The organism is Xanthobacter sp. YC-JY1 (genome assembly GCF_021730305.1).
Lineage (GTDB): Bacteria > Pseudomonadota > Alphaproteobacteria > Rhizobiales > Xanthobacteraceae > Xanthobacter > Xanthobacter flavus.
Genome location: NZ_CP032674.1, coordinates 5,004,598 through 5,030,053, shown reverse-complemented (window position 1 = coordinate 5,030,053; position 25,456 = coordinate 5,004,598). Strand labels below are relative to the sequence as shown.

Annotated in this window: 26 protein-coding genes; 15 read left to right on the top strand and 11 right to left on the bottom strand. The window is 69.3% G+C overall.

Annotated elements, in window-relative coordinates; translation table 11 throughout:
* The 5 genes from D7006_RS23625 to D7006_RS23600 form a co-directional block, all read right to left on the bottom strand.
* Entirely contained in the window at positions 1–1,458 is a 1,458-nt protein-coding gene (locus tag D7006_RS23625) for a nickel-dependent hydrogenase large subunit (RefSeq protein WP_237354779.1), read from the bottom strand.
* Between the two features lie 10 nt (positions 1,459–1,468).
* Positions 1,469–2,479: a HupU protein gene (locus D7006_RS23620; protein ID WP_237354778.1), complete on the bottom strand. Its 1,011-nt coding sequence runs from the start codon at positions 2,477–2,479 to the stop codon at positions 1,469–1,471.
* Positions 2,476–3,873 (bottom strand): sensor histidine kinase, encoded by a 1,398-nt coding sequence (locus tag D7006_RS25355; protein WP_169122088.1) that lies wholly within the window; start codon positions 3,871–3,873, stop codon positions 2,476–2,478. The genes D7006_RS23620 and D7006_RS25355 overlap by 4 nt, the downstream gene beginning before the upstream one ends.
* A gap of 69 nt (positions 3,874–3,942) precedes the next feature.
* Positions 3,943–4,893, bottom strand: a complete 951-nt coding sequence (locus tag D7006_RS23605) for a hypothetical protein (protein ID WP_237354777.1) — start codon at positions 4,891–4,893, stop codon at positions 3,943–3,945.
* Positions 4,894–5,004: 111 nt separating this feature from the next.
* Positions 5,005–5,646, bottom strand: a complete 642-nt coding sequence (locus D7006_RS23600) for an alpha-ketoglutarate-dependent dioxygenase AlkB (protein ID WP_237354776.1) — start codon at positions 5,644–5,646, stop codon at positions 5,005–5,007.
* Between the two features lie 218 nt (positions 5,647–5,864).
* Here D7006_RS23600 and D7006_RS23595 point away from each other — a divergent pair, with 218 nt between their 5' ends.
* Together D7006_RS23595 and D7006_RS23590 are read left to right on the top strand one after the other, a co-directional pair.
* Positions 5,865–6,392 (top strand): hypothetical protein, encoded by a 528-nt coding sequence (locus tag D7006_RS23595; RefSeq protein ID WP_237354775.1) that lies wholly within the window; start codon positions 5,865–5,867, stop codon positions 6,390–6,392.
* Positions 6,393–6,470: 78 nt separating this feature from the next.
* A complete protein-coding gene (locus D7006_RS23590; RefSeq protein WP_169122084.1) occupies positions 6,471–6,854 on the top strand; it encodes a VOC family protein in 384 nt (127 codons plus the stop codon).
* A gap of 21 nt (positions 6,855–6,875) precedes the next feature.
* Here D7006_RS23590 and pncA read toward each other — a convergent pair whose 3' ends face one another.
* Positions 6,876–7,538, bottom strand: a complete 663-nt coding sequence (gene pncA, locus D7006_RS23585) for a bifunctional nicotinamidase/pyrazinamidase (protein WP_229645198.1) — start codon at positions 7,536–7,538, stop codon at positions 6,876–6,878.
* A gap of 218 nt (positions 7,539–7,756) precedes the next feature.
* On the opposite strand from pncA, the gene dnaK reads away from it, so the two are divergent.
* The 3 genes from dnaK (at position 7,757) to dnaJ (ending at position 11,325) form a co-directional block, all read left to right on the top strand.
* Positions 7,757–9,652: a molecular chaperone DnaK gene (gene dnaK / locus D7006_RS23580; protein WP_169122082.1), complete on the top strand. Its 1,896-nt coding sequence runs from the start codon at positions 7,757–7,759 to the stop codon at positions 9,650–9,652.
* An 85-nt stretch (positions 9,653–9,737) separates the two neighbouring features.
* Complete coding sequence (locus D7006_RS23575) at positions 9,738–10,178, top strand: hypothetical protein (RefSeq protein ID WP_237354774.1); 441 nt, start codon at positions 9,738–9,740, stop codon at positions 10,176–10,178.
* A 4-nt stretch (positions 10,179–10,182) separates the two neighbouring features.
* Positions 10,183–11,325, top strand: coding sequence for a molecular chaperone DnaJ (dnaJ, locus tag D7006_RS23570; RefSeq protein ID WP_169122081.1), 1,143 nt, complete (start codon positions 10,183–10,185; stop codon positions 11,323–11,325).
* A gap of 13 nt (positions 11,326–11,338) precedes the next feature.
* Here dnaJ and D7006_RS23565 read toward each other — a convergent pair whose 3' ends face one another.
* Positions 11,339–12,289: an NAD-dependent epimerase/dehydratase family protein gene (locus tag D7006_RS23565; RefSeq protein ID WP_237354773.1), complete on the bottom strand. Its 951-nt coding sequence runs from the start codon at positions 12,287–12,289 to the stop codon at positions 11,339–11,341.
* 107 nt (positions 12,290–12,396) lie between these two features.
* Here D7006_RS23565 and D7006_RS23560 point away from each other — a divergent pair, with 107 nt between their 5' ends.
* The 7 genes from D7006_RS23560 to D7006_RS23525 all read left to right on the top strand — a co-directional run bounded on the left by D7006_RS23560 (position 12,397) and on the right by D7006_RS23525 (position 17,227).
* Entirely contained in the window at positions 12,397–13,041 is a 645-nt protein-coding gene (locus tag D7006_RS23560) for a TetR/AcrR family transcriptional regulator (RefSeq protein ID WP_237354772.1), read from the top strand.
* A gap of 64 nt (positions 13,042–13,105) precedes the next feature.
* Positions 13,106–13,723 (top strand): class I SAM-dependent methyltransferase, encoded by a 618-nt coding sequence (locus D7006_RS23555; RefSeq protein ID WP_169122078.1) that lies wholly within the window; start codon positions 13,106–13,108, stop codon positions 13,721–13,723.
* 49 nt (positions 13,724–13,772) lie between these two features.
* Positions 13,773–14,354, top strand: a complete 582-nt coding sequence (locus D7006_RS23550) for a histidine phosphatase family protein (RefSeq protein ID WP_237354771.1) — start codon at positions 13,773–13,775, stop codon at positions 14,352–14,354.
* On the top strand, positions 14,351–15,073 hold the full coding sequence (gene pyrF / locus D7006_RS23545) for an orotidine-5'-phosphate decarboxylase (protein ID WP_237354770.1): 723 nt from the start codon (positions 14,351–14,353) through the stop codon (positions 15,071–15,073). Before D7006_RS23550 ends, pyrF begins: the two co-directional genes overlap by 4 nt.
* A gap of 13 nt (positions 15,074–15,086) precedes the next feature.
* The gene (locus tag D7006_RS25480; protein WP_371744996.1) at positions 15,087–15,731 is read left to right on the top strand and encodes a DUF1330 domain-containing protein; all 645 of its coding nucleotides are present in this window, start codon (positions 15,087–15,089) and stop codon (positions 15,729–15,731) included.
* 26 nt (positions 15,732–15,757) lie between these two features.
* On the top strand, positions 15,758–16,585 hold the full coding sequence (gene dapB, locus D7006_RS23530) for a 4-hydroxy-tetrahydrodipicolinate reductase (RefSeq protein ID WP_237354769.1): 828 nt from the start codon (positions 15,758–15,760) through the stop codon (positions 16,583–16,585).
* Positions 16,586–16,603: 18 nt separating this feature from the next.
* Positions 16,604–17,227 (top strand): 2,3-bisphosphoglycerate-dependent phosphoglycerate mutase, encoded by a 624-nt coding sequence (locus tag D7006_RS23525; protein WP_169122075.1) that lies wholly within the window; start codon positions 16,604–16,606, stop codon positions 17,225–17,227.
* Positions 17,228–17,279: 52 nt separating this feature from the next.
* Here the strand turns inward: D7006_RS23525 and D7006_RS23520 are convergent, their stop codons facing one another.
* On the bottom strand, positions 17,280–18,206 hold the full coding sequence (locus D7006_RS23520) for a polyprenyl synthetase family protein (RefSeq protein ID WP_237354768.1): 927 nt from the start codon (positions 18,204–18,206) through the stop codon (positions 17,280–17,282).
* Between the two features lie 128 nt (positions 18,207–18,334).
* On the opposite strand from D7006_RS23520, the gene D7006_RS23515 reads away from it, so the two are divergent.
* From D7006_RS23515 to D7006_RS23505, 3 genes are all read left to right on the top strand, one after another.
* Positions 18,335–19,006, top strand: coding sequence for a transglycosylase domain-containing protein (locus D7006_RS23515; protein WP_237354767.1), 672 nt, complete (start codon positions 18,335–18,337; stop codon positions 19,004–19,006).
* 110 nt (positions 19,007–19,116) lie between these two features.
* On the top strand, positions 19,117–19,716 hold the full coding sequence (locus tag D7006_RS23510; protein WP_237354766.1) for a septation protein A: 600 nt from the start codon (positions 19,117–19,119) through the stop codon (positions 19,714–19,716).
* A 75-nt stretch (positions 19,717–19,791) separates the two neighbouring features.
* Complete coding sequence (locus D7006_RS23505; protein ID WP_169122072.1) at positions 19,792–20,238, top strand: Rrf2 family transcriptional regulator; 447 nt, start codon at positions 19,792–19,794, stop codon at positions 20,236–20,238.
* Between the two features lie 217 nt (positions 20,239–20,455).
* Here D7006_RS23505 and D7006_RS23500 read toward each other — a convergent pair whose 3' ends face one another.
* The 3 genes from D7006_RS23500 to D7006_RS23490 are packed head-to-tail and all read right to left on the bottom strand — an operon-like array spanning position 20,456 to position 25,384.
* Complete coding sequence (locus D7006_RS23500; RefSeq protein ID WP_237354765.1) at positions 20,456–21,619, bottom strand: ABC transporter permease; 1,164 nt, start codon at positions 21,617–21,619, stop codon at positions 20,456–20,458.
* A 1-nt stretch (position 21,620) separates the two neighbouring features.
* Positions 21,621–24,350 carry a ribosome-associated ATPase/putative transporter RbbA gene (rbbA, locus tag D7006_RS23495; protein WP_237354764.1) on the bottom strand — a complete coding sequence of 910 codons (2,730 nt, stop codon included), beginning with the start codon at positions 24,348–24,350 and terminating at the stop codon, positions 21,621–21,623.
* Positions 24,347–25,384, bottom strand: coding sequence for an HlyD family secretion protein (locus tag D7006_RS23490; RefSeq protein WP_169122069.1), 1,038 nt, complete (start codon positions 25,382–25,384; stop codon positions 24,347–24,349). The genes rbbA and D7006_RS23490 overlap by 4 nt, the downstream gene beginning before the upstream one ends.
* Between the last annotated feature and the right edge of the window lie 72 nt (positions 25,385–25,456).

The window sequence follows — 25,456 nt, the reverse complement described above, 5'->3', positions numbered from 1 at the left end:
TCAATGCACCGTGCAGACCATGCAGGGATCGAACGAGCGCACGATGTGCTGCACGGCGAGGGGCGTCGTCTCCCCCTGCCGCACCGGCGCGCCGACGAGGGCGGTCTCCAGCGGTCCGGGCTGGCCGGAGGCGTCGCGGGGGGAGAAGTTCCAGGTGGTGGGGGCGATGATCTGGTAGCGGGCGATGCGGCCCCGCTCCACCACCATCCAGTGGCCGAGCGCGCCGCGCGCCGCCTCGGTGAGGCCGAAACCGCGCCCCTCCTGCGGCAGGGAGCCCTGCGCGCACCAGGGCTCGCCGGGCCTCAAGGCCCGCACCCAGCCCTCCATGGCGAGGAGCGTGCGCGCGGTCTCGATGAGCCGCCCGACGACGCGGGCGCGCACGTTGGCCCCCTCTTTCGCCGCGAGATCGCGGGCGAGCGGCTGGCCGGCGATGACCTGCCGGGCGAAGGCGCCGGTCTCAAAGGGCAGGCCCGAGAGGCGCGGGGCCTTGCACCAGGTGTAGCCGATCTCGTCGGCGCCATCGGGAAAGGTCGAGCCCTCGAACGGATGGTGCGGCGCCTCCCGCCCCTCCATCCGGGCGAAGGAATGATCCTCGGCGATGGCAGAAGGATCGACCGTGCCGACGCGCCCCGCCGCGAAGGTGCCGCCCGCATAGAGCCGGCCCTCCTCCTGCGGATAGGCGCCGTAGGAGAGGAAGCGGTCGTCGGCCCGGCCCAGCGCGGTGAGGCCGAGGTCTTCGGCGATGGTGAGGAACAGGCGGAAGTCGCCGTCCGGCCCGGTGCGGCGCCAGGCGTCCAGCTCTTCAACGTCGGCGAGCGCCGCAACGCGCTCCAGCGGGGCGCCGAAGAGCCGCGCCTCAAGGTCCGCCCGTACGGAGCCGAGCGTGGCCATTAGGCGCATCTTGTCCCGTGCGTCCGCCCCCTTGGCGACGCCGCCGGGCTGGAGCGCCAAGGTGTGCGGCCAGCGGCCGGCGAGCAGGCCCATGACGTGGAGGAGCGTCGTGCGGGTGGCCAGGGCATCGCGCACGCTCAGCCCGTGGGCCGCCTTGAACCGCCGCTCGGCCTCCGCGAACCACGGCCGGTCGGCATAGGCCGCGCGGGCGAAGTCCGGCATGAAGAAGACGTGGAAGTGGGTGAGGTGGTCGGCCACGTTCTCGGTGGCGAGGATGAGATTGGTGGCGACGCGCCCGTTGTCGGTGGGAACGACGCCCTCCAGCCCCGCCAGCGCCAGCGCCGCCGCGTGCGACTGCGACACCGAGCAGATGCCGCAGATGCGTGGCGCGATCACCAAAGCATCGCGCGGGTCGCGCCCTTCCAGGATGCGCTCGAAGCCCCGGAACAAAGGCGAGGAGACGAAGGCCTGCTGCACGGCGCCATCCGCCACGTCGAGGCGCACCTCCAGGTCGCCCTCCACGCGGTTGAAGGGGCCGACCACGAGCCGTTTGGTACCGTCGTTCATAGTGTCCGGCTCATCTTTTCCTGATGTCCCGGACGGCGGGCGGGGTGACGACATGATCGCTCACCGCATTGCGGCGCAGGCGCTCGGGCGTCGCCGCCTTGGCGAGGGACGACAAGGCGATGAACCAGGCCTTGGGCATGTCGGTGGGCAGGCCCACGGGGATGCCGCCGATCTTCGGCGTCTCGATGAAAGCGTGGCCCGGCTCCTCGAACTCGGGCGCGGTGCAGTTGATGCAGGCGTGGCCGCCGCGGGTGCAGGAGCCCTCGCCGTTCCACAGGCGGGTGTTGCAGTCCGCATGGGCCTGGGTGCCGAGGCAGCCGAGGTGCTCCATCATGCAGCCGAGATCGCTCATCTTCTCGGCGCTGGCCTTGTACTCGTAATATTCGTTGCGCGGGCAGCCATGGTGCACGAGGTGGTCGGCGTAGAAGCGCGGGCGGCCGTAGCTGTCGAGGTCGCCGCCGTGCAGCAGGCCGGCGGAGAGCAGCATCAGCGTTTCCGTCACCCAGTTGGGATGGGTCGGGCAGCCGGCGACATTGATCACCGGCAGGCCGGCACGGGCGCGGAAGTCGGTGCCCAGTGCGCCGCCCGGCCGGCGCCCGTCATATTGCAGGCCACAGGCATCCGCCGGATTGACGCCCGCCGCCGTCACCCCGCCATAGGCGGCGCAGGTGCCCACCGCCACCACATGCTCCGCCACGGCGGCGAGCCGGCGCACCCAGTCGATGGTCGGCGTGTCGGTGCCGGCGAGCGTATGGAAGCGGCCGGTGCCGTTCGGCCCGCGCAAAAGCGCGCCCTCGATGCACAGGGCATCGAGCCGGATGTCGCCGGAAAGCACCGCCTCGAAAAGGGCGATTGCCTCGTCCCCCGTCTCCTCCGAGAGGGTGGGGTGCCACAGGAAGCGGATGTTGGCGGAGGCCAAGGTCGCGGCGAGGTCCGGCGCCTCGGCGCAGAGCAGCGACATGGTGCAGCCGCCGCAGCCGCCCGACTGCAGCCAGAGCACGGTGAAGGGTGCATTTCTCATGGAGCTGCCGGGAGCACGAGGGAGAGGATGGCGCCACCTTCTGGATGGTTCGCGGCTTCAAGCCGCCCTTCATGTTCCTCAGCGATGCGGTAGCAGATGGAGAGGCCGAGGCCGGTGCCCTTCCCCACCGGCTTGGTGGTGAAGAAGGGGTCGAAGATGCGGTCCATGAGGGCGTCAGGAATGCCCGGCCCGGTGTCGCGCACCCGCACCGCCACCTGCAGCCCGTCCGGCGTCTCGAAGCGCGCGCCGGTGATCTCCAGACGGCGGTCGGCGCGGCCCTCCATGGCGTCCACGGCATTCTGCACGAGGTTCATCATCACCTGATGGATATGGCCGGGATGCCCCACCGCCTCCAGCCCCTCGGGCACGGCGACCGTGATGGGCAGGTCTGGCATCTGGGATTTTGCCACCCAGTCCACCGCCGAGCGCACCACGCCGGCGAGGTCGAACACCTCCCGCGCCTCGCGCCGGTCGGAGGAGAAGCGGCGTAGGTCCGCCACGATGTCGCGCACCCGCTCGGCGCCCTCCAGCATGCCGGAGAGGGTGGCGGGGATGTCGGACAGCGCGCGGTCGATGCGCAATTCCCCCCGCGCCTTGGCGAGGGCGGTCGCGTCCGCGCCGGCATGGACCTGATCGAGATAGGCGATCAGCCGCTCGGCATAGCGCTTCATCGCATGCGCGTTGCCGTAGACGAACGAGATGGGATTGTTGAGCTCATGAGCGACGCCGGCCACGAGGCGGCCGAGGGACGCCATCTTCTCCGCATGGACCAATTGCTGCTGGGTGCGCTTCAGATGCTCATGGGCCTTGGCGAGGGCCCCGTAGGCGGCGCGCAGCTCGCCGATGGGGCGGCCCACCAGCACGATGCCCACCGCCCGCCCGCGCGGATCGAACCTGAGCGCGCCGTTGACGGCGATGGCGAGCGGCCCGTCCGGCGTCGCCAATGTGAACTCGCGGTCGGCGATGCGCTGGCGGCGGGCGACGGTGGCGAGCACGTCGGCCGCCGTGGTCTCGGATGAGGGGTCGAGCAGATCGGACAGGGGACGGCCGAGGAGGGCGTCGGCCCTGAGGCCGAAGGCGCGCTCGGCGGCGAGGTTCACCTGCTCCACCCGGCCGGAGAGGTCGCACGCCACCAGCACGTCGGTCATGGAGCCGAGCAGGCCGGCGATGAAGCCCTGCGCTTCTTCCAGCGCGGTGTTCTTGGCCTCCAGCTCAACCTGCTGGCGGACAAGCTCCGCATAGGTCTCGTCCATCTTGCGGATGACGGCGATCCACGCCTCGTCCGCATCGATGGCGCCGAAGTCCGACCCCGCCCGCGGCAGGGAAAGCGCGCCGGCGAGCGGACTGTCGGGCAGCTGTTCCCTCGGCGTATCCTTGCGCCCGGACATGGGCATGAGCGGTCCCCGTCGGAGGAAGTGACCGCGAAGCGTAGTCCCGCGGGTGGTACCGGCGCAATGCGCCCCTCAGCGCGCCTCCACGCCGTCGCGCAGCGCGCGCAGGCGGTCGTAGACATCCGGGAAGGCGTCGAGCTTGGTCACGCCCACCATGCGGATGTATGCGGTGGGTCCGAAGCGGATCCACTGCACCACCTTGATGGGCACGCCGGTGCGGGCGTCTGCGCCGGTGGCCATCACCTCGAAGCCGGCCTGTCCGTTGATGCGCTGGGGTTCGGCGCGGTCGAGCTTGAGGTCCTTCACGCCGGGAATGGTGGAGAGGGCGCGCAAAGCGAACTGGCGGCGCTCGTCGTCGCGCGGCGCGCCGCCGGCGATGGAGACGACGAACACCGGCTGGTCGGGGCCGTCCAGCACATCCTTCGGTCCGTCGGTCAGGAGCAGGGTGGTGCCGCCCAGCGCCCGCACGGGGCGGAAGCCGGCGAGATTGGTGACGGCGAAGGGCAGGGAGTTCGCCTGATCGGCGACGCTCCGGAACGTGACGGTGGAGAGCGCCTGCCGCACCACCTTGTCGGGATAGGTGGAGACGCCGGCCTCCGGCACCTGCACGGTGACGATGCCCGTGCCCTTTTCGCTGCCCACCAGCAGCACCCATTTGCGCACGGTGACCGGCCCTGCGGTCTGGCGGCCGATGAACAGGACCGCCTTCGCGTCCTTGAGCGGGAAGTCCTCGCGGTCTTCCAGGGTCACGCCCCGCGTGTTCAGGGCCTGTTCGCTGAAGCCGGGCAGGAGCTGGTCATAGGCATCGGCCGGCATGTCCACCACCAGGATGGAGGACTTCGTCGCGTCGTCCTCGAAGCCCGCGAACTGGTTGCTCTCCACCATGCCCGGCGGCGGCACGAGGCCGAGGGCCGAGCCGCGCGGAAACATCACCTCCGTCGCACCCGCCGGCAGGACCAGCGCGAAGGCGAAAAGGACAGCAAAGGCGGCGGAGAGGAAGGCGGACTTGGAAGCGAGGCGCATCGAGGGCTCCGGCGGGACCCGGCCAAAGCGGGCCTTCGCCTGCGGGCCGGTCTGCCTGTGTCCGGCGGCAATCCGGCTTTTCTGTGAATGACGTGGCGGAAAAGTGGCCGATCACGCGGCGGTGACGCGCCGCAGCGTGAGATTGAAACGCCCGCTCTCTTCCACCAGCCGGGAGGTGCCGGGCAGCAGGCGGTCGATGCCGTGGAAGGCGAGGCGGCTCGGTCCCGACAGCAGGAAGACGTCGCCCGACGAGAGGTGGATGGAGCGCGTCGGCCCCCGTCGAGTCTCGCCACCCACGCGGAAGATGGCGGTATCGCCCAGCGACACCGACAGCACCGGCGCGGTGAAATCCGCCTCGTCGCGGTCCTGGTGCAGGCTCATGCGGGCGTCCGGCGCATAATAATTGATGAGGCACGCCTCGGGCGGCGGCGCCCCGCCGGCGAGGCGCTCCCAAAGCGCGATCAGCCGTGGCGGCATGGCCGGCCAGGGTCGGCGCGTGTCCGGGTGGAAGCTCTGGTAGCGGTAGCCGGCGGCATCCGACACCCAGCCGAGTGGCCCGCAATTGCTCATGCGCACGGAAAACGGCTGGCCGGAGCGGGGCATGGTGGGGGTGAAGAGGGGCGCTTCGTCCAGCACTGCCCGGATGTCGGCGATCAATGCCGTCTGCGCCTCCCGGTCCAGCGCCTCGCGGAACCAGAGGGCGCCGGGCTGCAGTTCGAGGGGAGCCGGCGCTATCGCCGCAGATCCCGTCATCGCCGGAACGCTGGGATCTTTGCGCACGTGACCCTTGCGCACATGATCTTGGCGGATTGAAGAGGAAGCGGCAGCGGCATGGTGGCTTTCACTTGTCCTGGCGCCGGTTTTAACAAGGTAGTAACTATATATTTCATCTGAAGTTTCGGCCATATGCCGACAGAATCCACGCGGACGATGTCTTCCCGGGGCTGGGCTCGGGAAGAGGAGTTGTCGTCATGCGCAATCATCTCCTGTCGAATGGTCTTTTCCCTCGTGGTCGGACGCGTCCGCTGCTGATGGCCGGCCTTGCCGCCGTCGCCTTCGTGCCGATCGTGCTCGCCGCCGGTGTCTCCCCGGCCTCCGCCCAGACCACGGTGGCGGTGCCCGGCGGCTATGTGACGTTCACGCCGGTGCAGCGGCGCTACATCGAGACCTATGTGGTGCGCCACCCGGTTCCGCCGGCTTACATCCCCGGCGGTTTCGTGGCCGAGGTCGGGGCGGTGGTGCCGCCCGACGTGGACCTGCGCCGCTTCGGCGACGCTCCCGAGCCCTATGGCCGCTACGGTCAGGCGGTGGCGCAGCCGGGCTATGGCCAGCCGGGATATGAGCCCGATTTCGACGATGATGACGGCTACCAGACGTTGGACGAGGCTGGATACGCGCCCGGCGCCGGCCTCTCGCAATACCGCTACGTCACATTGCCCGGCAATGAGGCGGCGGTGGTGGAGCCGCGCTCGCGCCGGATCATCCTGATCGTGGAGTAAGGCTCCGGCCGCGTGGCGGCGGCGCCGTGCCTCGGGCATAGTGCCGCCGGCCATCCGGCCGGTTCGAGGGAGGCGCCGATGGGCCCGCACGGGAAATTCTACTGGAACGAGCTTCTGACCGACGATGTGGAGAAGGCGCGGGCCTTCTATTCCGCGACGCTGGGCTGGACCTTCAGCGAGATGCCCATGGATGGCGGCCACGCTTATTATGTCGCGACCCTCGGCGGCGAGCCCGTGGCCGGGATGATGGACAAGACCGACATCCTGCCGCCGCAGGTGCCGCCCCACTGGTTCAGCTACATCAATGTGGACGACGTGGGTGCGCGCGTGGAGCTTCTGAAGGCCGCCGGCGGGCAGGTGGTGCGTGAGCCGTTCGACATTCCCGGCGTCGGCCGCATCGCCATCGTCTGCGACGCCACCGGCGCCCCCTTCGGCATGATGACCGCCGCCGATCAGGGATAATCCGCCGTCCCGGTCCCAAGCTCAGGCGAGAAGGTCCGCCGCCGCCAGCCGGCGGACCGCGACCCTGTCCATGTCGGCCAGGGCGGCCGCGAGCGAGCCGTCCACGTCGATGGACCGGCAGGCGTCCTCGATCACGTAAGTGGTAAAACCGTGCCGCGCGGCATCCACCGCCGACCACGATACGCAGAAATCGAGGGCGAGGCCGGCGAGATAGACGGCATCGATCCCTCGCTCCCGGAGGTATCCGGCAAGGCCGGTGGGCGTGGTGCGGTCGGCCTCGTAGAAGGTGGAATAACTGTCGATGCCCTTGTGGTGGCCCTTGCGGACCACCAGTTGCGCATGGGGCACCTCAAGGCCCGGCGCGAAGCCGGCGCCCGGCGTGCCTTGCAGGCAATGGTCCGGCCACAGGATTTGCGGGCCGTAGGCGAGGTCGATCATGTCGTAGATCGCCCGGCCGGGATGGGTCGAAGCGAAGGAAATGTGCCCCTGCGGGTGCCAGTCCTGCGTGAGGACGACGTTGCGGAAACCGGCGGCGAGCCGGTTGGCGAGGGGCACCACTTCGTGGCCGCCGGGTACCGCAAGGGCACCGCCGGGCAGGAAGTCCACCTGGAGATCGACGAGGATGAGGGCTGCGCGCGGATCGGCTCCGGGACCCGGCACGGCGGTTGGCTTCGAAAGGGCCATCCGATTTCCTCGCGCGGCTGTGAAAAATGGAGCGTGGCGCCTGCTACCACGCCTTGCGGGGCCAAATCACCCCCCCTATATGCGCCTCGATCGCCGTTTTCGCGGCGAACCCCAATTCTAAGTTTCAGGGGGCCGGCGGATCGGTCGCGGGAGGGGCTCGCGACGTTCCACCTCGGGCGCCGCAAGGGCCCGGTCGGCCTGCCGGCAAGGAGAACCATATGGCCAAGATCATCGGTATCGACCTCGGCACCACCAATTCCTGCGTTGCGGTGATGGAGGGGTCCACCCCGAAAGTCATCGAGAACGCCGAGGGCGCGCGCACCACGCCCTCCATCGTCGCCTTCACGGAGGACGGCGAGCGTCTCGTCGGCCAGCCTGCCAAGCGGCAGAGCGTCACCAATCCCGAGCGCACCTTCTTCGCGGTGAAACGCCTCATCGGTCGCCGCTACGACGATCCGACCGTCGAGAAGGACAAGAAGCTCGTTCCCTACTCCATCGTGCGCGCCGACAACGGCGACGCCTGGGTCGAGGCGGACGGCAAGAAGTATTCGCCCTCGCAGATCTCCGCCTTCATCCTTCAGAAGATGAAGGAGACGGCCGAGTCGTTCCTGGGCGAGAAGGTGGAAAAGGCGGTCATCACCGTCCCCGCTTACTTCAACGACGCCCAGCGCCAGGCCACCAAGGACGCCGGCCGCATCGCCGGCCTCGAGGTGCTGCGCATCATCAACGAGCCCACCGCGGCTGCTCTGGCGTATGGCCTCGACAAGAAGTCGGCCGGCACCATCGCGGTCTATGACCTCGGCGGCGGCACCTTCGACGTGTCGGTGCTGGAGATCGGCGACGGCGTGTTCGAGGTGAAGTCCACCAATGGCGACACCTTCCTCGGTGGCGAGGACTTCGACATGCGCCTCGTCGGCTACCTCGCCGACGAGTTCAAGAAGGAGCAGGGCATCGACCTGCGCAACGACAAGCTCGCCCTCCAGCGGCTGAAGGAAGCCGCCGAGAAGGCCAAGATCGAGCTGTCGTCCGCGACGCAGACCGAGATCAACCTGCCCTTCATCACGGCGGATGCGACCGGCCCGAAGCACCTCACCATGAAGCTCACCCGCGCCAAGTTCGAGGCGCTGGTGGACGACCTCATCCAGCGGACCGTCGAGCCCTGCCGGCTCGCGCTGAAGGATGCCGGCCTCACCGCCGGGCAGATCGACGAGGTCGTCCTCGTCGGCGGCATGACCCGCATGCCCAAGGTGCAGGAAGTGGTGAAGCAGTTCTTCGGCAAGGAGCCCCACAAGGGCGTCAACCCGGACGAGGTGGTCGCCATCGGCGCCGCCATCCAGGCGGGCGTGCTCCAGGGCGACGTGAAGGACGTGCTGCTGCTTGACGTGACCCCGCTGTCGCTGGGCATCGAGACGCTGGGCGGCGTGTTCACCCGCCTCATCGACCGCAACACCACCATCCCCACCAAGAAGAGCCAGGTGTTCTCCACGGCTGAGGATGGCCAGACCGCGGTGACGATCCGCGTGTTCCAGGGTGAGCGCGAAATGGCGGCGGACAACAAGATCCTCGGCCAGTTCGACCTCATGGGCATTCCCCCGGCGCCCCGCGGCGTGCCGCAGGTGGAGGTGACCTTCGACATCGACGCCAACGGCATCGTGCAGGTCTCCGCCAAGGACAAGGGCACCGGCAAGGAGCAGCAGATCCGCATCCAGGCCTCGGGCGGCCTGAATGACGCCGACATCGAGAAGATGGTGAAGGACGCCGAGGCCCACGCGGCCGAGGACAAGAAGCGCCGGGCCCTGGTGGAAGCCAAGAACCACGCGGAAGCGCTCGTCCACTCCACCGAGAAGGCCGTCGCCGAGCATGGCGACAAGGTCGGCGCGGCGGAGAAGGGTGCCATCGAGGCGGCTCTGGCCGATCTCAAGTCTTCGCTGGAAGGCGACGACGTGGAGGCGATCACCGCCAAGACCAACACCCTGGCCCAGGCCTCCCTCAAGCTCGGCGAGGCCATGTACGCGGCCCAGCAGGGCGGCGCGGAGCCCGGCGCGGCCAAGAAGGACGACGTGGTGGACGCCGAGTTCACCGAGGTCGACGACGACAAGAAGAAGTCGGCCTGATCCCTTCGCCAAGAGCGAAGGTGATGGCAATATGATGCCTGTCCCGGTTCCTTGCCGGGGCAGGCATCGCATCGGGGCGTGAGGGATGAAGGGCGCGGCGAAGGTCATCATGGGCGCCGCAGTAGGCGCCCTTCTTGTTTCATCGGCGGGCGCTGACCAGCCGAAACGCCTGACAGCCCAGTCGTTTTACGACCGGGCTATCGTGGTGGAGATGGTTCTCGTCGACGCAATCCGGAGCAACAAGCCGCGTCGTCTCCAGACGCTGTATGACGCGCTCCTTGACGAGTACGAGGTCACGTGGGGCCGGGCGGCAGAGACAGATGGGCGCCTGTGTGCCCGATTGATCTCAGCGCTGGCCGTGGTCGCGGCGGCCGTCCACGACGACGTTGAAAAGCGGACCGCGCCTTCCAGTATGGCCAACAGCGCCTGGATGAATTATCGGCGGGATGTTGCGCAGTGCGAGAGACAGCCCGGCGTGGTGGTCTTTGACCGGACGCTGCCGGAGAAATTGAGTGAGGTCTTCTGAGGTCATGGCCAAGCGCGACTATTACGAAACCCTCGGCTGCGATCGCGGCGCCGACGAGACGGTGCTGAAGGCCTCCTACCGCAAGCTCGCCATGAAGTGGCATCCCGATCGCAACCAGGGCGATGCGGAAGCCGAGGTGATGTTCAAGGAGGTCAACGAGGCCTACGAGGTCTTGAAGGACCCCCAGAAGCGCGCCGCCTATGACCGCTTCGGCCATGCCGCGTTCGAGAATGGCGGCGGCGGCCCCGGCTTCGGCAACGATTTCGCCTCCTCCTTCGCGGATATCTTCGACGACCTCTTCGGCGGCGCCATGGGCCGCGGGCGTGGCGGTGGCGGCGGCCAGCAGCGCGGGCGCGGCTCGGACCTGCGCTACAACATGGAGATCACCCTTGAGGAAGCGTTCGTCGGCAAGACAGCGCAGATCAAGATCCCCACCTCCGTCGCCTGCGAGGCCTGCAACGGTTCCGGCGCCAAGCCCGGCACCCAGCCGAAGGCCTGCCGCACCTGCGGCGGCGCCGGAAAGATCCGCCACGCGCAGGGCTTCTTTACCCTGGAGCGCACCTGCCCCACCTGCCAGGGCCGCGGCAGCGTCATCGAGGACCCGTGCGGCGCCTGCGCCGGCGCGGGGCGCGTGACGCGCGAGCGCACCCTCTCGGTGCAGATCCCGCCCGGCGTCGAGGACGGCACGCGCATCCGCCTCGGCGGCGAGGGTGAGGCCGGCGTGCGCGGCGGGCCGGCGGGCGACCTCTACATCTTCCTGTCCATCGAACAGCACGCCTTCTTCCAGCGGGAGGGGGCGGACCTTTATTGCCGCGTGCCCATCTCCATGGTCACGGCGGCGCTGGGTGGCGCGGTGGAAGTGCCGACCATCGACGGCGACAAGACCAAGGTGAAGATCCCCGAGGGTACCCAGTCGCAGAAGCGCTTCCGCCTCTCCGGCAAGGGCATGCCCATCCTGCGTTCGCGCTCCGCTGGCGATATGTATGTGCAGGTGGTGGTGGAGACGCCGCAGAAGCTGACCAAGCGTCAGAGGGAGCTCCTCGCCGAATTCGACAAGGAAAGTTCCGGCGAGACCCATCCCGAATCCGCCGGCTTCTTCGCCAAGGTGAAGGAATTCTTCCAGGGCGCGGCCGGCGAGGGGGCGTGATCGGCGCCGGCGGTCAGCCGGCGCGCGCCGCTGCCATGCATTGGACGATGCCGTCCGCATAGGACGTCTTCGCGACGGGGCCGATGGCCCGTTCGAGGGCGCTGCCGTCGAAGATCACCGGCGTGGTCATCAGATAGTGCATCTCCACGAGTTCGCGCATGACCGGATCGAACAGTCCGGCGAGGCGCAGCATGGTCTTGCCCGCGACCATGAGCTTCGGCGCGCGGCCGGCGTAGGCAAACGCCTGCCGCGCCACCTCCCGTACCGTGATGGTGCCCGCCCCCGCGAGATTGTAGCTGCGGCCGAAAACGTCCTCCCGGCCGAGCAGGGCCCGCACCACCGGCCCCACGTCCGGCACGAAGACGAATTCGTGCGGGGTGTCGATGGGCCCCACCACCTTGGCCCGGCGCCCCGCCGCGGCGGCGGCGAAAATGTCGGCGAGGAAACTGCGCTCCACGCCGGGGCCGTAGAAATCGGGCAGGCGCAGGATAAGGCTTTTGAGCGCGCCGCGCGCGTCCGCCTCCATCAGGATGTCCTCCTGCTCCTTGCGCATCCGCCCCTTGAAGGTATGCGGCAGGCGCGGATGGCTTTCGTCGACGCGCGCCGCCTGCGGCCGGCCGAAGGGATAGGCGGTGCCGATGAGCAGCACCCGCCGCACCCCTTCCGCCTCGGCCGCCTCGACCACGGCCAGCATGAGACGGGGGTGGAGGTGGAAGGCGTCATAGGGCACGCCCACCATGTACACGAGCGTATCCATCCCGCGCACGGCGTCACGCAGGCTCGTCATGTCCTCGGGGTTCCAGACGCGCGGGGTGGCGAGGGGATGCGCTTGGAAGGCGGCGGAGAGGCTGGCGGCGGAGCGCCCGATCACGGCGAACGGCGTGCCGGCCGCGCCCAGGGCCTGGGCGATGCTGCCGCCGATGGCGCCGGTCGCCCCGACGAGTGCGATTCGGGGCGCGTCCACGGCTTGCAGGGGGGCGGGGGAGGTCATTAAGGTGGGGCCCTGAACAGTGTTCACTAAACATCGTTCATAAACTGAACGTCGTTCATGTCAAGCGGCAGGGATCCGTCGTGTCCGAAGTGAAGTCCTCGCCTCCGCCCGTCGGCGGTTCGCCGCGCGCCCGCCGGAAGGAAGACGCCCGCGCCCGGATCCTCGCCGAGGCGCGCCGGATCGTTCTCGACCAGGGGTTCGAAGCGCTCACCATGCGCCGGATCGCCGAGGCCGCCGGCTATTCGGCGGCCGCGCTCTATCTGCATTTCGAGAATCGCGAGGCCATCGCCCGCGAACTCGGCGAGGCCGGCATGCGCGCCCTCCTCGAAGCCCTGGCCGAGGCCGGCAAGACGGTGGATCCGCTGCAGCGGCTCAAGGCCCTCGCACTGGCCTATGCGGCGTTCGGGCGCGCCGAGCCCGAGACCTACCGGCTGATCTTCATGGAGCCGGGCTTCGCGACCACCGCCCTGGGCGGCAAGGATGCGGCCGGGGCGGCGGCCTTCGCGCTCATCGGCGGCGTGTTCCAGGATCTCACCACCGCCGGACGGCTGCGGGACGGGCTCGACCTGGAGGGCCTTGCCCTGACCTTCTGGATCGTCCTGCACGGCATGGTGAGCCTGAAGCTGACCTGCTCCGCCTTTCTCGTCGCTCCCGAGGAGGATCTCCTAGCGGCAGCCCTCGACAACCTGCTTCACGGGGCCCTGCGCCCGAACCGCGAACCTTGACCCGGCCCCCTTTCCCGTCTAAGCGCCTGATATCCGACCCGCTCGGGCGCCCGAGGTGCAGTTGATGCTCCAGTCCCACGACCACCGCAGGCCGCTCCAGAAGCCCCTGCTCCAGAAGCCGAACCTCAAGGACGAGGTGCGTTTCCTGCAGTCGTGGTTCCAGAATCCGCTCAAGACCGGCGCGGTCGCGCCTTCGAGCCCGGCGCTCGCCAAGATGATGGCGAGCTATCTCGATCCCAAGATGGACGGCCCGGTCATCGAGCTTGGACCCGGCACCGGCCCGGTCACCAAGGCGCTGCTCCAGCGCGGCTTTGCCCCCGAGCGCCTGTTCCTGATCGAGTACAATCCCGAATTCTGCGCCCTGCTGCGCCTGCGCTATCCCGGCGTCACCGTCATCAACGGCGATGCCTACCAGCTCGGCAAGACGCTGAAGGACCGCCTGCCCGGCAAGGCGGTGGGCACCGTGTCCTCGCTGCCGCTCTTCACCATGCCGGAGAGCGAGCGCCACCGGATGGTCAACGAGGCGTTCGACCTCTCCCATTCTGGTATGCCTTTCGTGCAGTTCACCTATGCGGTGGTCTCGCCCGTGCCGCTGCTGCCGGGCGCCATCGAGGGCGAGCGTTCGCCGCGGGTGTGGCGCAACATCCCCCCGGCCCGTGTCTGGGCCTATCGCCGGCCCTGATCCTCTTCCCGGCCGGTCCGGCGCCGGCCTTACGCCGCCGGTGCCGCCCGTGACGGATTTCCTGTATCTGACCCATCCCCAGGTCCAGGTGGACCCCGCCGTCCCCGTGCCGCGCTGGGGCCTGTCCGCCGTGGGGCGGGCGCGCACACTGGCCTTTGCCACGCGCTTCGATCTCTCCGGCATCAGCCATGTCATCTCCTCCACCGAGGAGAAGGCGAAGGAGACAGCAGCGCTCCTTGCGGCGCCCCTCCGGCTTCCGGTCGTCATCCGCGACGGAATGGAGGAGAACGACCGCTCCGCCACCGGCTACCTGCCCGAAGCCGAATTCCAGCAGATGGCCGACGCCTTCTTCGCCCGCCCCACCGAGAGCGTGCGGGGCTGGGAGCGGGCGGTGGACGCGCAGGCGCGCATCGTCGCGGCGGTGGAGGCGGCGCTCGCGGCCTATGGCGGGGCGGGACAGCGCCTTCTCTTCGTCGGCCATGGCGGCGTGGGCACCTTGCTTCTGTGCCACCTGGCGGGCTACCCCATCTCCCGCGTCCACGACCAGCCACCGGTCGGGGGCGGCTGCTGGTTCCGCGCGGGTCCCGCGCGACGGCCGGACCGCTGGCGCGCAATGGAGGAGACGGCATGACGCAGGTTGTTCAGGGCACCCCGATCCGCGCGGATGTCCGCGACAAGCTCATCGTCGCCCTCGACTATCCCTCCGTCGCCGCCGCCGAGGCCGCGGTCGCCCAGCTTGGCGACGTGGTGAGCTTCTACAAGATCGGGCTGGAGCTGGCGGTCTCGGGCGGCATCGATCTCGCCGCGGACCTCATCGCCGCCGGCAAGAAGGTGTTCCTCGACCTCAAGCTCCACGACATCGGCAATACGGTGGAGCGGGCCACCGCCGCCGCCGCCGAGCGGGGCTTCGACATCCTCACCGTCCACGCCTATCCCATGACCATGGCCGCCGCCGCGCGTGGCGCCGCCGGGAGCAAGCTGGAGGTGCTGGGCGTCACCGTGCTCACCTCCTATGACGATGCCGACCTCGCCGCCACCGGCGTCGTTGGCGGCGTCACCGAGACGGTGCGCCTGCGCGCCGGGCAGGCGCGGGATGCCGGCATCGCCGGCGTCATCTGCGCCCCCACTGATGCCGCCATGGTGCGCGCCATCCTCGGTCCCGACCGCCGGGTGGTGACGCCGGGCGTGCGGCCGAAGGGCGCTGCGGTAGGCGACCAGAAGCGTATCGCCACGCCGGCCGAGGCGCTGGCGGCGGGCGCCGACCGCATCGTGGTGGGCCGGCCGGTGACGGCGGCCGAGGACCCGGTCGCGGCGGCGCAGGCGATCCTTGCCGAACTTCAGGGCGCGTGACGGGGGCGGAGCGATGGCGAAGGGCTACTGGTTCCTCAATCTGGATGTGGTCAACCCGGTGGACTACATCACCTACCGGGAGGCAAACCTCGCTTATGCGCGGACGCACGACTTGCGCTTCGTCATCCGCGGCGGGGACTTCGAGCAGCTGGAAGGCATCAAGCGCCATCGCAACGTGCTGGTGGAACTGCCATCCTACGACGACGCGCTGAGCCTCTACAGCGCGCCGGATTACCAGAATATCCGCGATCTGCGCCGGAACACGGCCATTGCCGACCTCGCCGCGGTGGAAGGCTTCGACGGCGCCCAGCTGTCACCGGCCCCGCCGCCCGAGGGCACGCCGGAGCATCCGCGCGGCTACTGGATGACCAAGGTCGATGTGACCGACCCCGACCGCTACAAGGATTACGTCGCGGCCGCCGCGGAACCCTTCGCCGAGTACGGCGCCTGGTTCCTGGTGCGCGGCGGGCGCAATCACCTGCTGGAAGGCCGTGGCCGTTCGCGGTATGTCGTCACCGCGTTCAAGGACCTGGCGACCGCGCGCGCCTGCTACTTCTCTCCCGGCTACCAGAAGGCGCGGGCGATCCGGCAGGAGGCATCGGTCGCCGACCTCCTGATCATCTCCGGCTATACCGGGCACGAGCTGCCACCCGCCTGAGGGCGGCCATTCGAAGGACCTCACCCGTGACTGATCTGCGCATCGTCATCGCCGGGGCCGGCGGCCGCATGGGCCGCACCCTCATCCGCGCCATCTCCGAGAGCGAGGGGCTGAAGCTCGTGGGCGCCCTGGAATATTCCGGTTCCGCCCATCTCGGCGAGGATGCAGGCCTGATGGCGGGTGCGGGCCCGAACGGCGTCACCGTCGAAAGCGACGTCGCGCCCTCGCTGAACGGCGCCGACGTGGTGATCGACTTCTCCACCCCCGCCGCGACGGTGCGCCTCGCCGGCCGCCTCGCCGAGGCCGGGATCGCCCATGTCATCGGCACCACCGGCCTGTCCAACGAGGACAACGCCGCCATCGCCGATGCGGCGCTGCGCACGGTCATCGTCAAGTCCGGCAACATGAGCCTCGGCGTGAATCTCCTTGCCGCCTTGACCCGCCGGGTGGCGGCGACACTGGGCGACGATTTCGACATCGAGATCGTGGAGATGCATCACAACCGGAAGGTGGATGCCCCTTCGGGCACCGCGCTGCTTCTGGGCGAGGCGGCGGCGGCGGGCCGCAATCGCAAGCTCGACGACTGCTCCGAGCGCGGCCGCGACGGCATCACCGGCCCGCGGGTGAAGGGCAATATCGGCTTTGCCAGCCTGCGCGGTGGCTCGGTGGTTGGCGAGCACATGGTGATCTTCGCCGGCACCTCCGAGCGCATCGAGCTGGTTCACAAGGCCGAGGACCGCGCGCTCTTCGCCAATGGCGCGCTTGTCGCCGCCCGTTGGACGAAATGCGGAGAGACCAAGCGGGAGCCGGGGCTCTATTCCATGGCCGACGTGCTCGGCCTCGCCGATTTCTGAGTGTCTGGAGACTTTTCCATGTCGGATCGCATCCTCGTCCTCGTCCGTCACGGGCAGAGCGAGTGGAACCTGAAGAACCTTTTCACCGGCTGGCGTGACCCCGACCTCACCGAGCAGGGCGTCGCGGAGGCGAAGCGGGCGGGCGCGCTCCTGAAGGCCGAAGGCCTGAAGTTCGACGTCGCCTTCACCTCGCTCCTCTCCCGCGCCCAGCGCACCCTGTCGCTGGTGCTCGGCGAGATGGGGCAGGAGGGCGTGGAGACGCTGGCCAGCCAGGCGCTGAACGAGCGGGACTACGGCGACCTCTCCGGCCTCAACAAGGACGACGCCCGCGCCAAGTGGGGCGAGGAGCAGGTGCATGTGTGGCGCCGCTCCTACGACATCCCCCCGCCCGGCGGCGAGAGCCTGCGCGATACGGTGGCCCGCACGCTGCCCTATTACAATCAGGAGATCCTGCCGCGCGTGCTGAGGGGCCAGACCACGATCGTGACCGCCCACGGCAATTCGCTGCGCGCCCTCATAATGGTGCTGGAGAAGCTTTCTCCCGAAGGCATCATGAAGCGCGAGGTGCTCACAGGCGTGCCGATGGTCTACCGGATGCGCGCCGATTCCACCGTCGAGGACCGGCGCGACCTCGCGGTCTGAGGACGCCTGCGGAGGCGGCCGGTTCGCCGGCCGCTCCCATCCCGAAACGATCTCAGCTGCGCCGCGCGGCCACGAACCGGGCGGCTTCGGCGAGGATTTCGCCGCGCGCGCCGAACGGGGCAAGGGCGTCCGCCGCTTCCGCCACGAGACGGTCCAGCAGCCGGCGCGCCTCCGGCAGGCCGAGGCGGGAGACCAGCGTCGCCTTGCCGGCGGCGGCATCCTTGCCCACCTTCTTGCCCACCTCTTCCGCCGTGCCTTCCACGTCGAGGATGTCGTCGGCGATCTGGAACGCCGCGCCCAGCGCCCGCCCATAGGCGAGGAGCGCCGCGCGCTGGCCCGCGTCCGCGCCGCCGAGGAGCGCGCCCGCCTCGGCCGAGACGGCGAGCAGGGCGCCGGTCTTCATGGCCTGCAGGTCGCGGATGGCGTCCTCGCCGTGAGCGAGGGGCGTGCCGCCGGAAAAGCGCCCTTCGGCGGCGAGGTCCAGCATCTGCCCGCCCACCATGCCGCCGATGCCCGCCGCCCGGGCCAGCGCCCGCACCAGCGCAATGCGCACGGCCGGATCGGGATGGACATCCTCGCCGGCCAGCAGGTCGAAGGCGAGCGTCAGCAGACCGTCGCCGGCGAGGATGGCGGTCGCCTCGTCATAGGCCTTGTGGACGGTGGGCCGGCCGCGGCGCAGGTCGTCGTCGTCCATGGCCGGCAGGTCGTCATGGACGAGGGAATAGCAGTGCACGCACTCGATGGCGGTGGCGGTGGTCACGGCGGCTTCCGCCGTGAGGCCGAACAGGGCCGCCCCCTCGATCACCAGGAAGGGCCGCAGCCGCTTGCCGCCGCCCAGCGCGCCGTGGCGCATGGCGCCCATCAGGCGCTCCGGCCGCAGCCGTTCGCCGGGCAGCGCCGCATCGCCGAGCGCGGCGGCGAGCCGGGTTTCGGTGATGGCGGCGGCGGCGTCGAGCCGATCCTTGAGGGAAGAGGTCACCGTTTGGCCTAGCGTGGCTGAGAAGGGCAAGGTGGGAACGCCCAAGCGGGGCGCACCGTTGACGGGGGCCACCGGGTGCCCCAACCAGGGGGCAAGGTCAAGCCGCATGGCGGTGGGGAGGGCTGAGGATGATCCGTCTGGTGCTTCGGGTGGTGCTCGTCCTCGCCGCCATCCCGCTGCTGCTCGCCGTCCTCTACAACGTCGTCAATCCGGTCTCGACGCTGATGATCGGCCGCTGGCTCACGGGCGAGCGTGTGGAGCGCGTGTGGACGCCCATCGAGAAGATGTCGCCGGCGCTGGTGCGCACTGTCATCGCCTCGGAGGATGCGAGCTTCTGCCACAACATCGGCATCGACATTGCCGAGCTGCGCGAGGCCATCGAGAAGGCGGACGATCTGGAGGACACGCGCGGCGCCTCCACCATCCCCATGCAGATCGCCAAGAACCTGTTCCTGTGGCCGGGGCGGGACTACATCCGCAAGGCCATCGAGATGCCGCTCGCCATCTGGCTCGATCTAGTGGTGAGCAAAAGGCGGCTGATCGAGATCTATCTCAACATCGCCGAATGGGGCCCGAACGGGGAATTCGGCGTGGAGGCGGGGGCCCGGCGTGCCTTCGGCATCCCGGCCGCCCAGGTGGATGCCCGGCAGGCGGCGCTGCTGGCGGTGATGCTGCCCAATCCGCACCGGCGCGACGCCGGCAACCCCACCGCCGGCGTCCAGCGGCTCGCCGCCCGGCTGCAGGCGCGGGTGCCGAAGGAGGGGCCGGAACTGGTCGCGTGCCTCGGTCCGCTGCGCTGAACCCGCGCCCCGCTTGATTGTTGGCCCGACACGCGCCACATGGGGGACGTCGCGCCGTTCCGGCTGAACCACCGGGCCCGGCGGTATTTTTCTCCTGCCGGCCCGCCTGAATGACCCAATCACAAGCCCCAGTGCCCGCGTCCGCCCCCCGCAAGATGAGCCCGTGGCTCAAGATCGGCCTGGAGATCGGCCCGCTGGTGCTGTTCTTCATCGCCAACGGGCGCGGCGGCATCTATGTGGCGACCGGCGTCTTCATGGTGGCGACGCTGCTGGCGCTCGGCGCCATGTGGGTGCTGGCGCGGCGCATCGCGGTGATGCCGCTGGTGTCGGCGCTGGTGGTGATGGTGTTCGGCGGCCTGACGCTTTGGCTGCAGGACGACCACTTCATCAAGCTGAAGCCGACCATGGTGAATGCCCTATTCGGCGTGCTGCTGCTGGGCGGGCTCTACTTCAAGAAACCGCTCCTGCCCTACGTCTTCGACGGGATGGTGAAGCTCACCGAGGAGGGCTGGCGCAAGCTCACCATCCGCTGGGGCATCTTCTTCTTGGTCATGGCGGTGCTCAACGAGATCGTGTGGCGGTCGGTCTCGACCGACACCTGGGTCACCTTCAAGACCTTCGGCTACCTGCCGCTGACCTTCGCCTTCGCCATCGCCCAGGCGCCGCTGATGAGCCGCTATGAGCTGAAGGATGCCTCCGGCCCCCAGTGATGCCGCGCGAAATTTCACTCGGTCGCCGTTGACGGCGTCGCGCTATGTCCCCATAAGCCCGAAAGAGGGCGCTCCATGCTGACGAAAAAGGGAAAATACGGTCTCAAGGCGGCGGTCCACCTGGCGCGTCTGCCGCCTGGCGGCTCCACGCAGGTGGCGGATATCGCCGAGACCAACCAGATCCCGAAGAAATTCCTCGACGTGATCCTGGGCGAGCTGCGCAACGCCGGCTTCCTGTCGTCCAAGAAGGGCAAGCTCGGCGGCTACCGGCTGGCCAAGCCCGCGGACGACATCATCGTCGGCGAAATGATCCGCGCCCTCGACGGTCCGCTGGCACCCTTCCCCTGCGCCAGCCGCAACGCCTACGAGCCGTGCGAGGATTGCGACATCGCCACCTGCGAGGTGCGCCTGCTCATGGTGCGGGTGCGCGACGCCATCGGCACGGTGCTCGACACCTACACCCTCGCCCAGATGCGCGACCTCTCCCAGGAGCAGCTCGCCTCCTTCGTGGACTACATCTGAAGCCCGCGCGGCGCTTGAGCGAAGGCAACCCAAGCCCGCGCGGCGCCTGAGCCGAAACAAACCGATTCCTCGCTGTTCTTCCCTTTGTCATCGCCCGCCTTGTGCGGGCGATCCACCGTGGTGCGCCACGGTGCCCGGATTGCCGGGGACAGGACGAGTGGAGGCGTGGATCCCCCGGACGAGCCGGGGGATGACGGGCCGGCAAGGGCGGCTTCCCTCACTGCTGCGCGGCGAGGAAGGTGCGGAAGCGGGCCAGCGCCACGGCGAAGAACAAAGCGCCGATGCCGAAGGTGGCGGCGAAACGCGGCCATACCGTCTCCAGCCCCGCCCCGCGATAGAGGATGGCCTGCGCAAAGGCCACGAACTGGGTGGAGGGCGAGGCCTGCATGGTCACCTGCAGCCATTGCGGCATGCTTTCCAGCGGCGTGAACCCGCCCGACAGCATGTTCATGGGCAGCACCACGAGGAAGAACAGCAGGCCGAACTGCGGCATGGAGCCGGCCAGCGTGCCGAGGAAGATGCCCAGCGACGCGGTGAAGAACAGATAGAGCGCGGCCCCCGCAAGGAACAGCGGGATCGAGCCCGCGATGGACACGCCCAGCACCCATTTCAGCACCGCGACGAGGCTGACGAGGGTGGCGACGAGGATCACCGCCCCGTTCGCCACCACCTTCGCCAGCATGATCTCGGACGGCCGCACCGGCAGCACGAGCAGATGCTCCAGCGTGCCGTGCTCGCGCTCGCGGATCAGCGCGGCGCCGGCGAGCAGCACCGACAGCATGGTGATGTTGGTGATGAGGCCCATGGTGCCGGTGAACCAGGAGGATTCCAGCCCCTGGTTGAAGGCGGCGCGGATCTGGAGATTGACCGGGCTCGCCACCCCTTCGGAATGGCGCAGCACGAAGCGGTTCACCTCGGTCTGGAAGATGGCGGAGATGTCGTTGGCGCCGAGCCCGGCCTGCATCAGCGCCGTGGCGTCGATGAGCAGCTGCACCTCGGGGCTGCGGCCGGCCAGCACGTCCGCCTGGAAGTTTGGCGGGAAATTCAGCACGAAGGTGTAGCGCGCCGCGTCCATCATCGGGTCCACGTCCTGCGGGGCGATGGGCACCGGGCGCTGGAAGGAGGGCGGCAGCAGCGCGTCGAGGATGGCGTTGGAAAGGGCGGAATTGTCCTCGTCCACCACCGCCACGGCGGCGCGGTTGAGATCGTGCTTCATGCCATTCGCCTGCAGCACGATGGCGAGGGTGAAGGCGTAGACCACCAGCACGAGCAGGGCGCGGTCGCGCCACAGGCCGAGCAGTTCCTTGCCCACCAGCCAGCGCACGTTGCCGAGGGGCAGGCGCCGGGGGGCGGCTTTCGCGGAGGGAGCAGGCGCGGCCATGTCAGGTCTCCTGCTTGCGAAGGATGAGGAAGGCGATGGCGAGTAGCGCCGGCCAGAAGGCGGCGGTGGCCATGATGAAAGGCAGCAGCTCGGTGAAGCTCAGCCCCTTGGTGAAGGCGCCCACGCTCACCCGCATGAAATAGGTGGTGGGAAAGAAGGTGCCGAGCACCCATCCCCCGCCCTCCAGCGAGGTCACCGGCTGAAGCATGCCGGAGAATTGCGTCGCGGGCATCATGGTGCCGATGGCCGTGCCGAACAGCGCCGCCACCTGGGTGTTGGTGAGGGTGGAGGAGACGAGCCCGATGGCGGTCGTCGCCAGCACATAGGCGAAGGCCCCGAGCGCCAGGCCCAGGAACGAGCCCTTCAGCGGCACCCCGAACAGGAACAGCGCCATCAGCACCATGACGACGAAATTGAACAGCGCCACCCCCACATAGGGCGCCTGCTTGCCGAGCAGGAATTCCAGCTTCGTCACCGGGGTGACGTAGAGATTGGTGATGGAGCCCAGCTCCTTCTCCGTCACCACCCCGAGCGCGGTGAGGATGGCCGGGATGAAGATGAGCATCAGCGCGATGTTGGCCGGCACCATGGCGTCGAGGCTGCGGAAGGACTGGTTGTAGCGGTAGCGCATCTCCAGCCCCGCGAAGGCGGAATAGGCGCGCCCGGCCGCCTGCGCCGCATCGGCGAGGAAGAGGGTGTGTACCGCCTCCACATAGCCTTTGATGGTCTCGGCGCGGAACGGCATGGCGCCGTCGATGGTCACGAGCACCTCCGTCTGCCGGCCGGAGCGCAGATCGGCACCGAAGCTCGGCGGCAGCTCTATGGCGAAGGCGATGGCGTTGGATTTCAGCCGCCGGTCGAGGTCGTCGGGCGAGGTCAGCGGCGGCTGGATGCGGAAATAGGTGGAGTGGGCGAAGCCGTCGATATAGGCGCGGCTTTCCGGCGTCTGGTCGCGGTCGAGCACGGCGAAGCGCAGGCGGTCCACGTCCAGCGTGATGCCGTAGCCGAAGATGATCATCAGGAAGGCCGTGCCGAGCAGCGCGAAGGCGAGGCGCACCGGATCGCGCTTCAGCTCCAGCGTCTCGCGCCAGGCATAGGCGGCGAGGCGGCGGGGGGAGAAGGCGGAGGGCCGCCCGGCGGGCCGTGGCAGGGGCGGGGGCAGGCGGGCCTCGGTGCCCGCGGCGCGGCCACCCATCTCCATATAGGCGACGAACGCCTCTTCCAGGCTCGTTGCGTGCTGCGCCTCTTTCAGGGCCTGCGGCGTGCCGGTGGCGATGACGCGGCCGGCATGCATGAAGGAGATGCGGTCGCAGCGCTCCGCCTCGCCCATGAAATGGGTGGAGACGAAGATGGTGACGCCCTCGTCCCGCGACAGCCGCTGGAGATGGTCCCAGAAACCGTCCCGGGCCACCGGATCGACGCCGGAGGTGGGCTCGTCGAGGATCAGCACCTCCGGCTCGTGCAGCACCGCCACCGCCAGCGACAGGCGCTGGCGCACGCCGAGGGGCAGGCCGTCCGAAAGGGCGTCGAAATGGTCCTTCAAGTCGAAGGTGGCGACGAGATCGGCGATGCGCTTGGCCGCCGCTTCCTCGGGCAGGGAGAACAGGCGGGCGTGCAGCTCCAGATTCTGCCGCACGGTGAGCTCGCCATAGAGCGAGAAGGCCTGCGACATGTAGCCGACGCGGCGGCGGGTCTCGATGTCCTTCGGGTCCACCGGCACGCCGAACAGGAGCGCCTCGCCGGAACTCGCCGGCAGAAGGCCGGTGAGCATCTTCATGGTGGTGGACTTGCCGCAGCCGTTGGAGCCGAGGAAGCCGAAGATCTCGCCGCGGCGGATGGTGAAGCTCACATCGTCCACCGCCACGAAATCGCCGAAGCGACGGGTGAGGCCGCGGGATTCGATGGCCACCGGCGCATCGGCCGGGATGGCCGCCACCGGGAGCGCGGCTTCGCCGTCGCCGCGCTGGCCTTCTGGGAGCAAAGCGATGAAGGCGCGCTCCAGCGTCGGCTGGCCGGTGCGGGCCAGGTGCTCGGCCGGGCTGCCGTCGGCGAGGATGCGGCCCTGGTCCATGAGCACCACGCGGCCGAAGCGGGCGGCCTCCTCCATGTCGGCAGTGGCGACGAGGAGGGTCAGGTGCGGCCGGTCGGCGCGGATGGTGTCGACGAAGTCCCAGAACTGGCGGCGGGAGAGGGGATCGACGCCGGTAGTCGGCTCGTCCAGCAGCAGCAGGTCAGGGTCATGCACCAGCGCGCAGCACAGGCCGAGCTTCTGCTTCATGCCGCCCGAGAGCTTGCGCATGAGCCGGTCGGCGAAGGGGTCGAGCCCGGTGGCGGCGAGCAGCGGGGCGACGCGGGCACCCTTGGTCGCCGCATCCTCGCCGAACAGGCGGGCGAAGAAGGCAATGTTCTCGGCCACCGAGAGGTTGGGATAGAGGTTGCGCCCCAGCCCCTGCGGCATGAAGGCGATGCGCGGCTGGGCTTCTTCCCGCGCCTTGCGCGACGCGAAGTCCGCGCCCAGCACCTCGACCCCGCCCTTTTGGATGCGCTTTGCCCCGGCGATGAGGCCGAGGAGAGTGGACTTGCCCACCCCGTCCGGCCCGACGAGGGCGACGGCGGAACCTTCCTCGATGGCGAGGTCCACCCCGTCCACCGCCTGCGTCCGGCCATAGGCGTGGCGGATGCCGGAGAGCCGGACGGCGTCCGGGCGTGCCGCCGGAGCGGCCTCGCTCACTTCTTTGCTCCCGTATCCTTCGCTCCGGCGTCCTTTCCGGGCTCGCCGAATTCCTGCACGAGGTCGGAATCGAGCCAGGCGGGCCATTGGGCGGCGGGATCGAGCCGCACATAGCCGACGCCGGTGACGCCGGTCTTTACCTGCTCCAGATACTTCTCCACCAGCGGCCGGGCGACGCGGAGCTTGACGCGGAACATCATGCGGTCGCGCTCGCGCTGGGTCTCCACCTGCTTGGGGGTGAACTGGGCGCGGGCCGACACGAAGGAGACGGCGGCCGGCACCGCCCGGTCGGGCAGGGGCTCCAGCAGCAGGCGCGCCGGCGTGCCGACCCCGATGCGTCCGGCGTCGGCGGCGGGCAGGAAGATGGTCATGTAGACGTCGGAGAGGTCGATGAAGGTCAGCACCTTGCCGCCCGCGCCCAGCACCTCGCCCGGCTCCGCGAGCCGGTAGATGACCCGGCCGGACTTGGGGGCGATGAGGGTGCCGTCGGCCACGAGGCGCTTCAGGCGGTCCACCTCGGCTTCCGCCGCGCGGATGGCGCTCTCGCTCGCCGCAAGGCTCGACTGGGCGGCGGCGAGCGCGGCGGCGGCGGTGAGCTTGGTGGTGCGATACTGGTCCACCTTCTGCTCGGTGGCGAAGCCCTTGGCGACCAGCGTCTCCTGCCGCTCCAGCTCCTTGGTGGCGAGGTCCAGCTCGCCCTTGCGCTGCTCCACCACATGGAAGGCGGTGTCGCGGGACTGGCGCGCCTGCGCCGCCTGCGCGTCCGCCGTGCGAAGGGCCGCCTCGAGGTCCGAGACGTCGATGTGCGCGATGACCTGCCCCTGCTTGATGAAGTCGCCTTCCTCGGCGAGCACGTCCAGCAGGCGGCCGGCGGCCTTGGTGGCCACGTCAACCTCGGTGGCCTCGATGCGCCCGTTGCCTTCGGCGAATCCGGGGGGCAGAGCGCGGCTGCGGTGCGCGAGATACCACGCCCCGGCGCCGCCTGCGGCCGCGAGGGCGACGATGACGGCGAGGATGGCAAGGGAGCGCTTCATGAGGACACCTTCAGGGGGCTGGCACGCCCCCGCGATGCCGATCGAGAATGGCACTCCCGCGGGGCGTCGGGA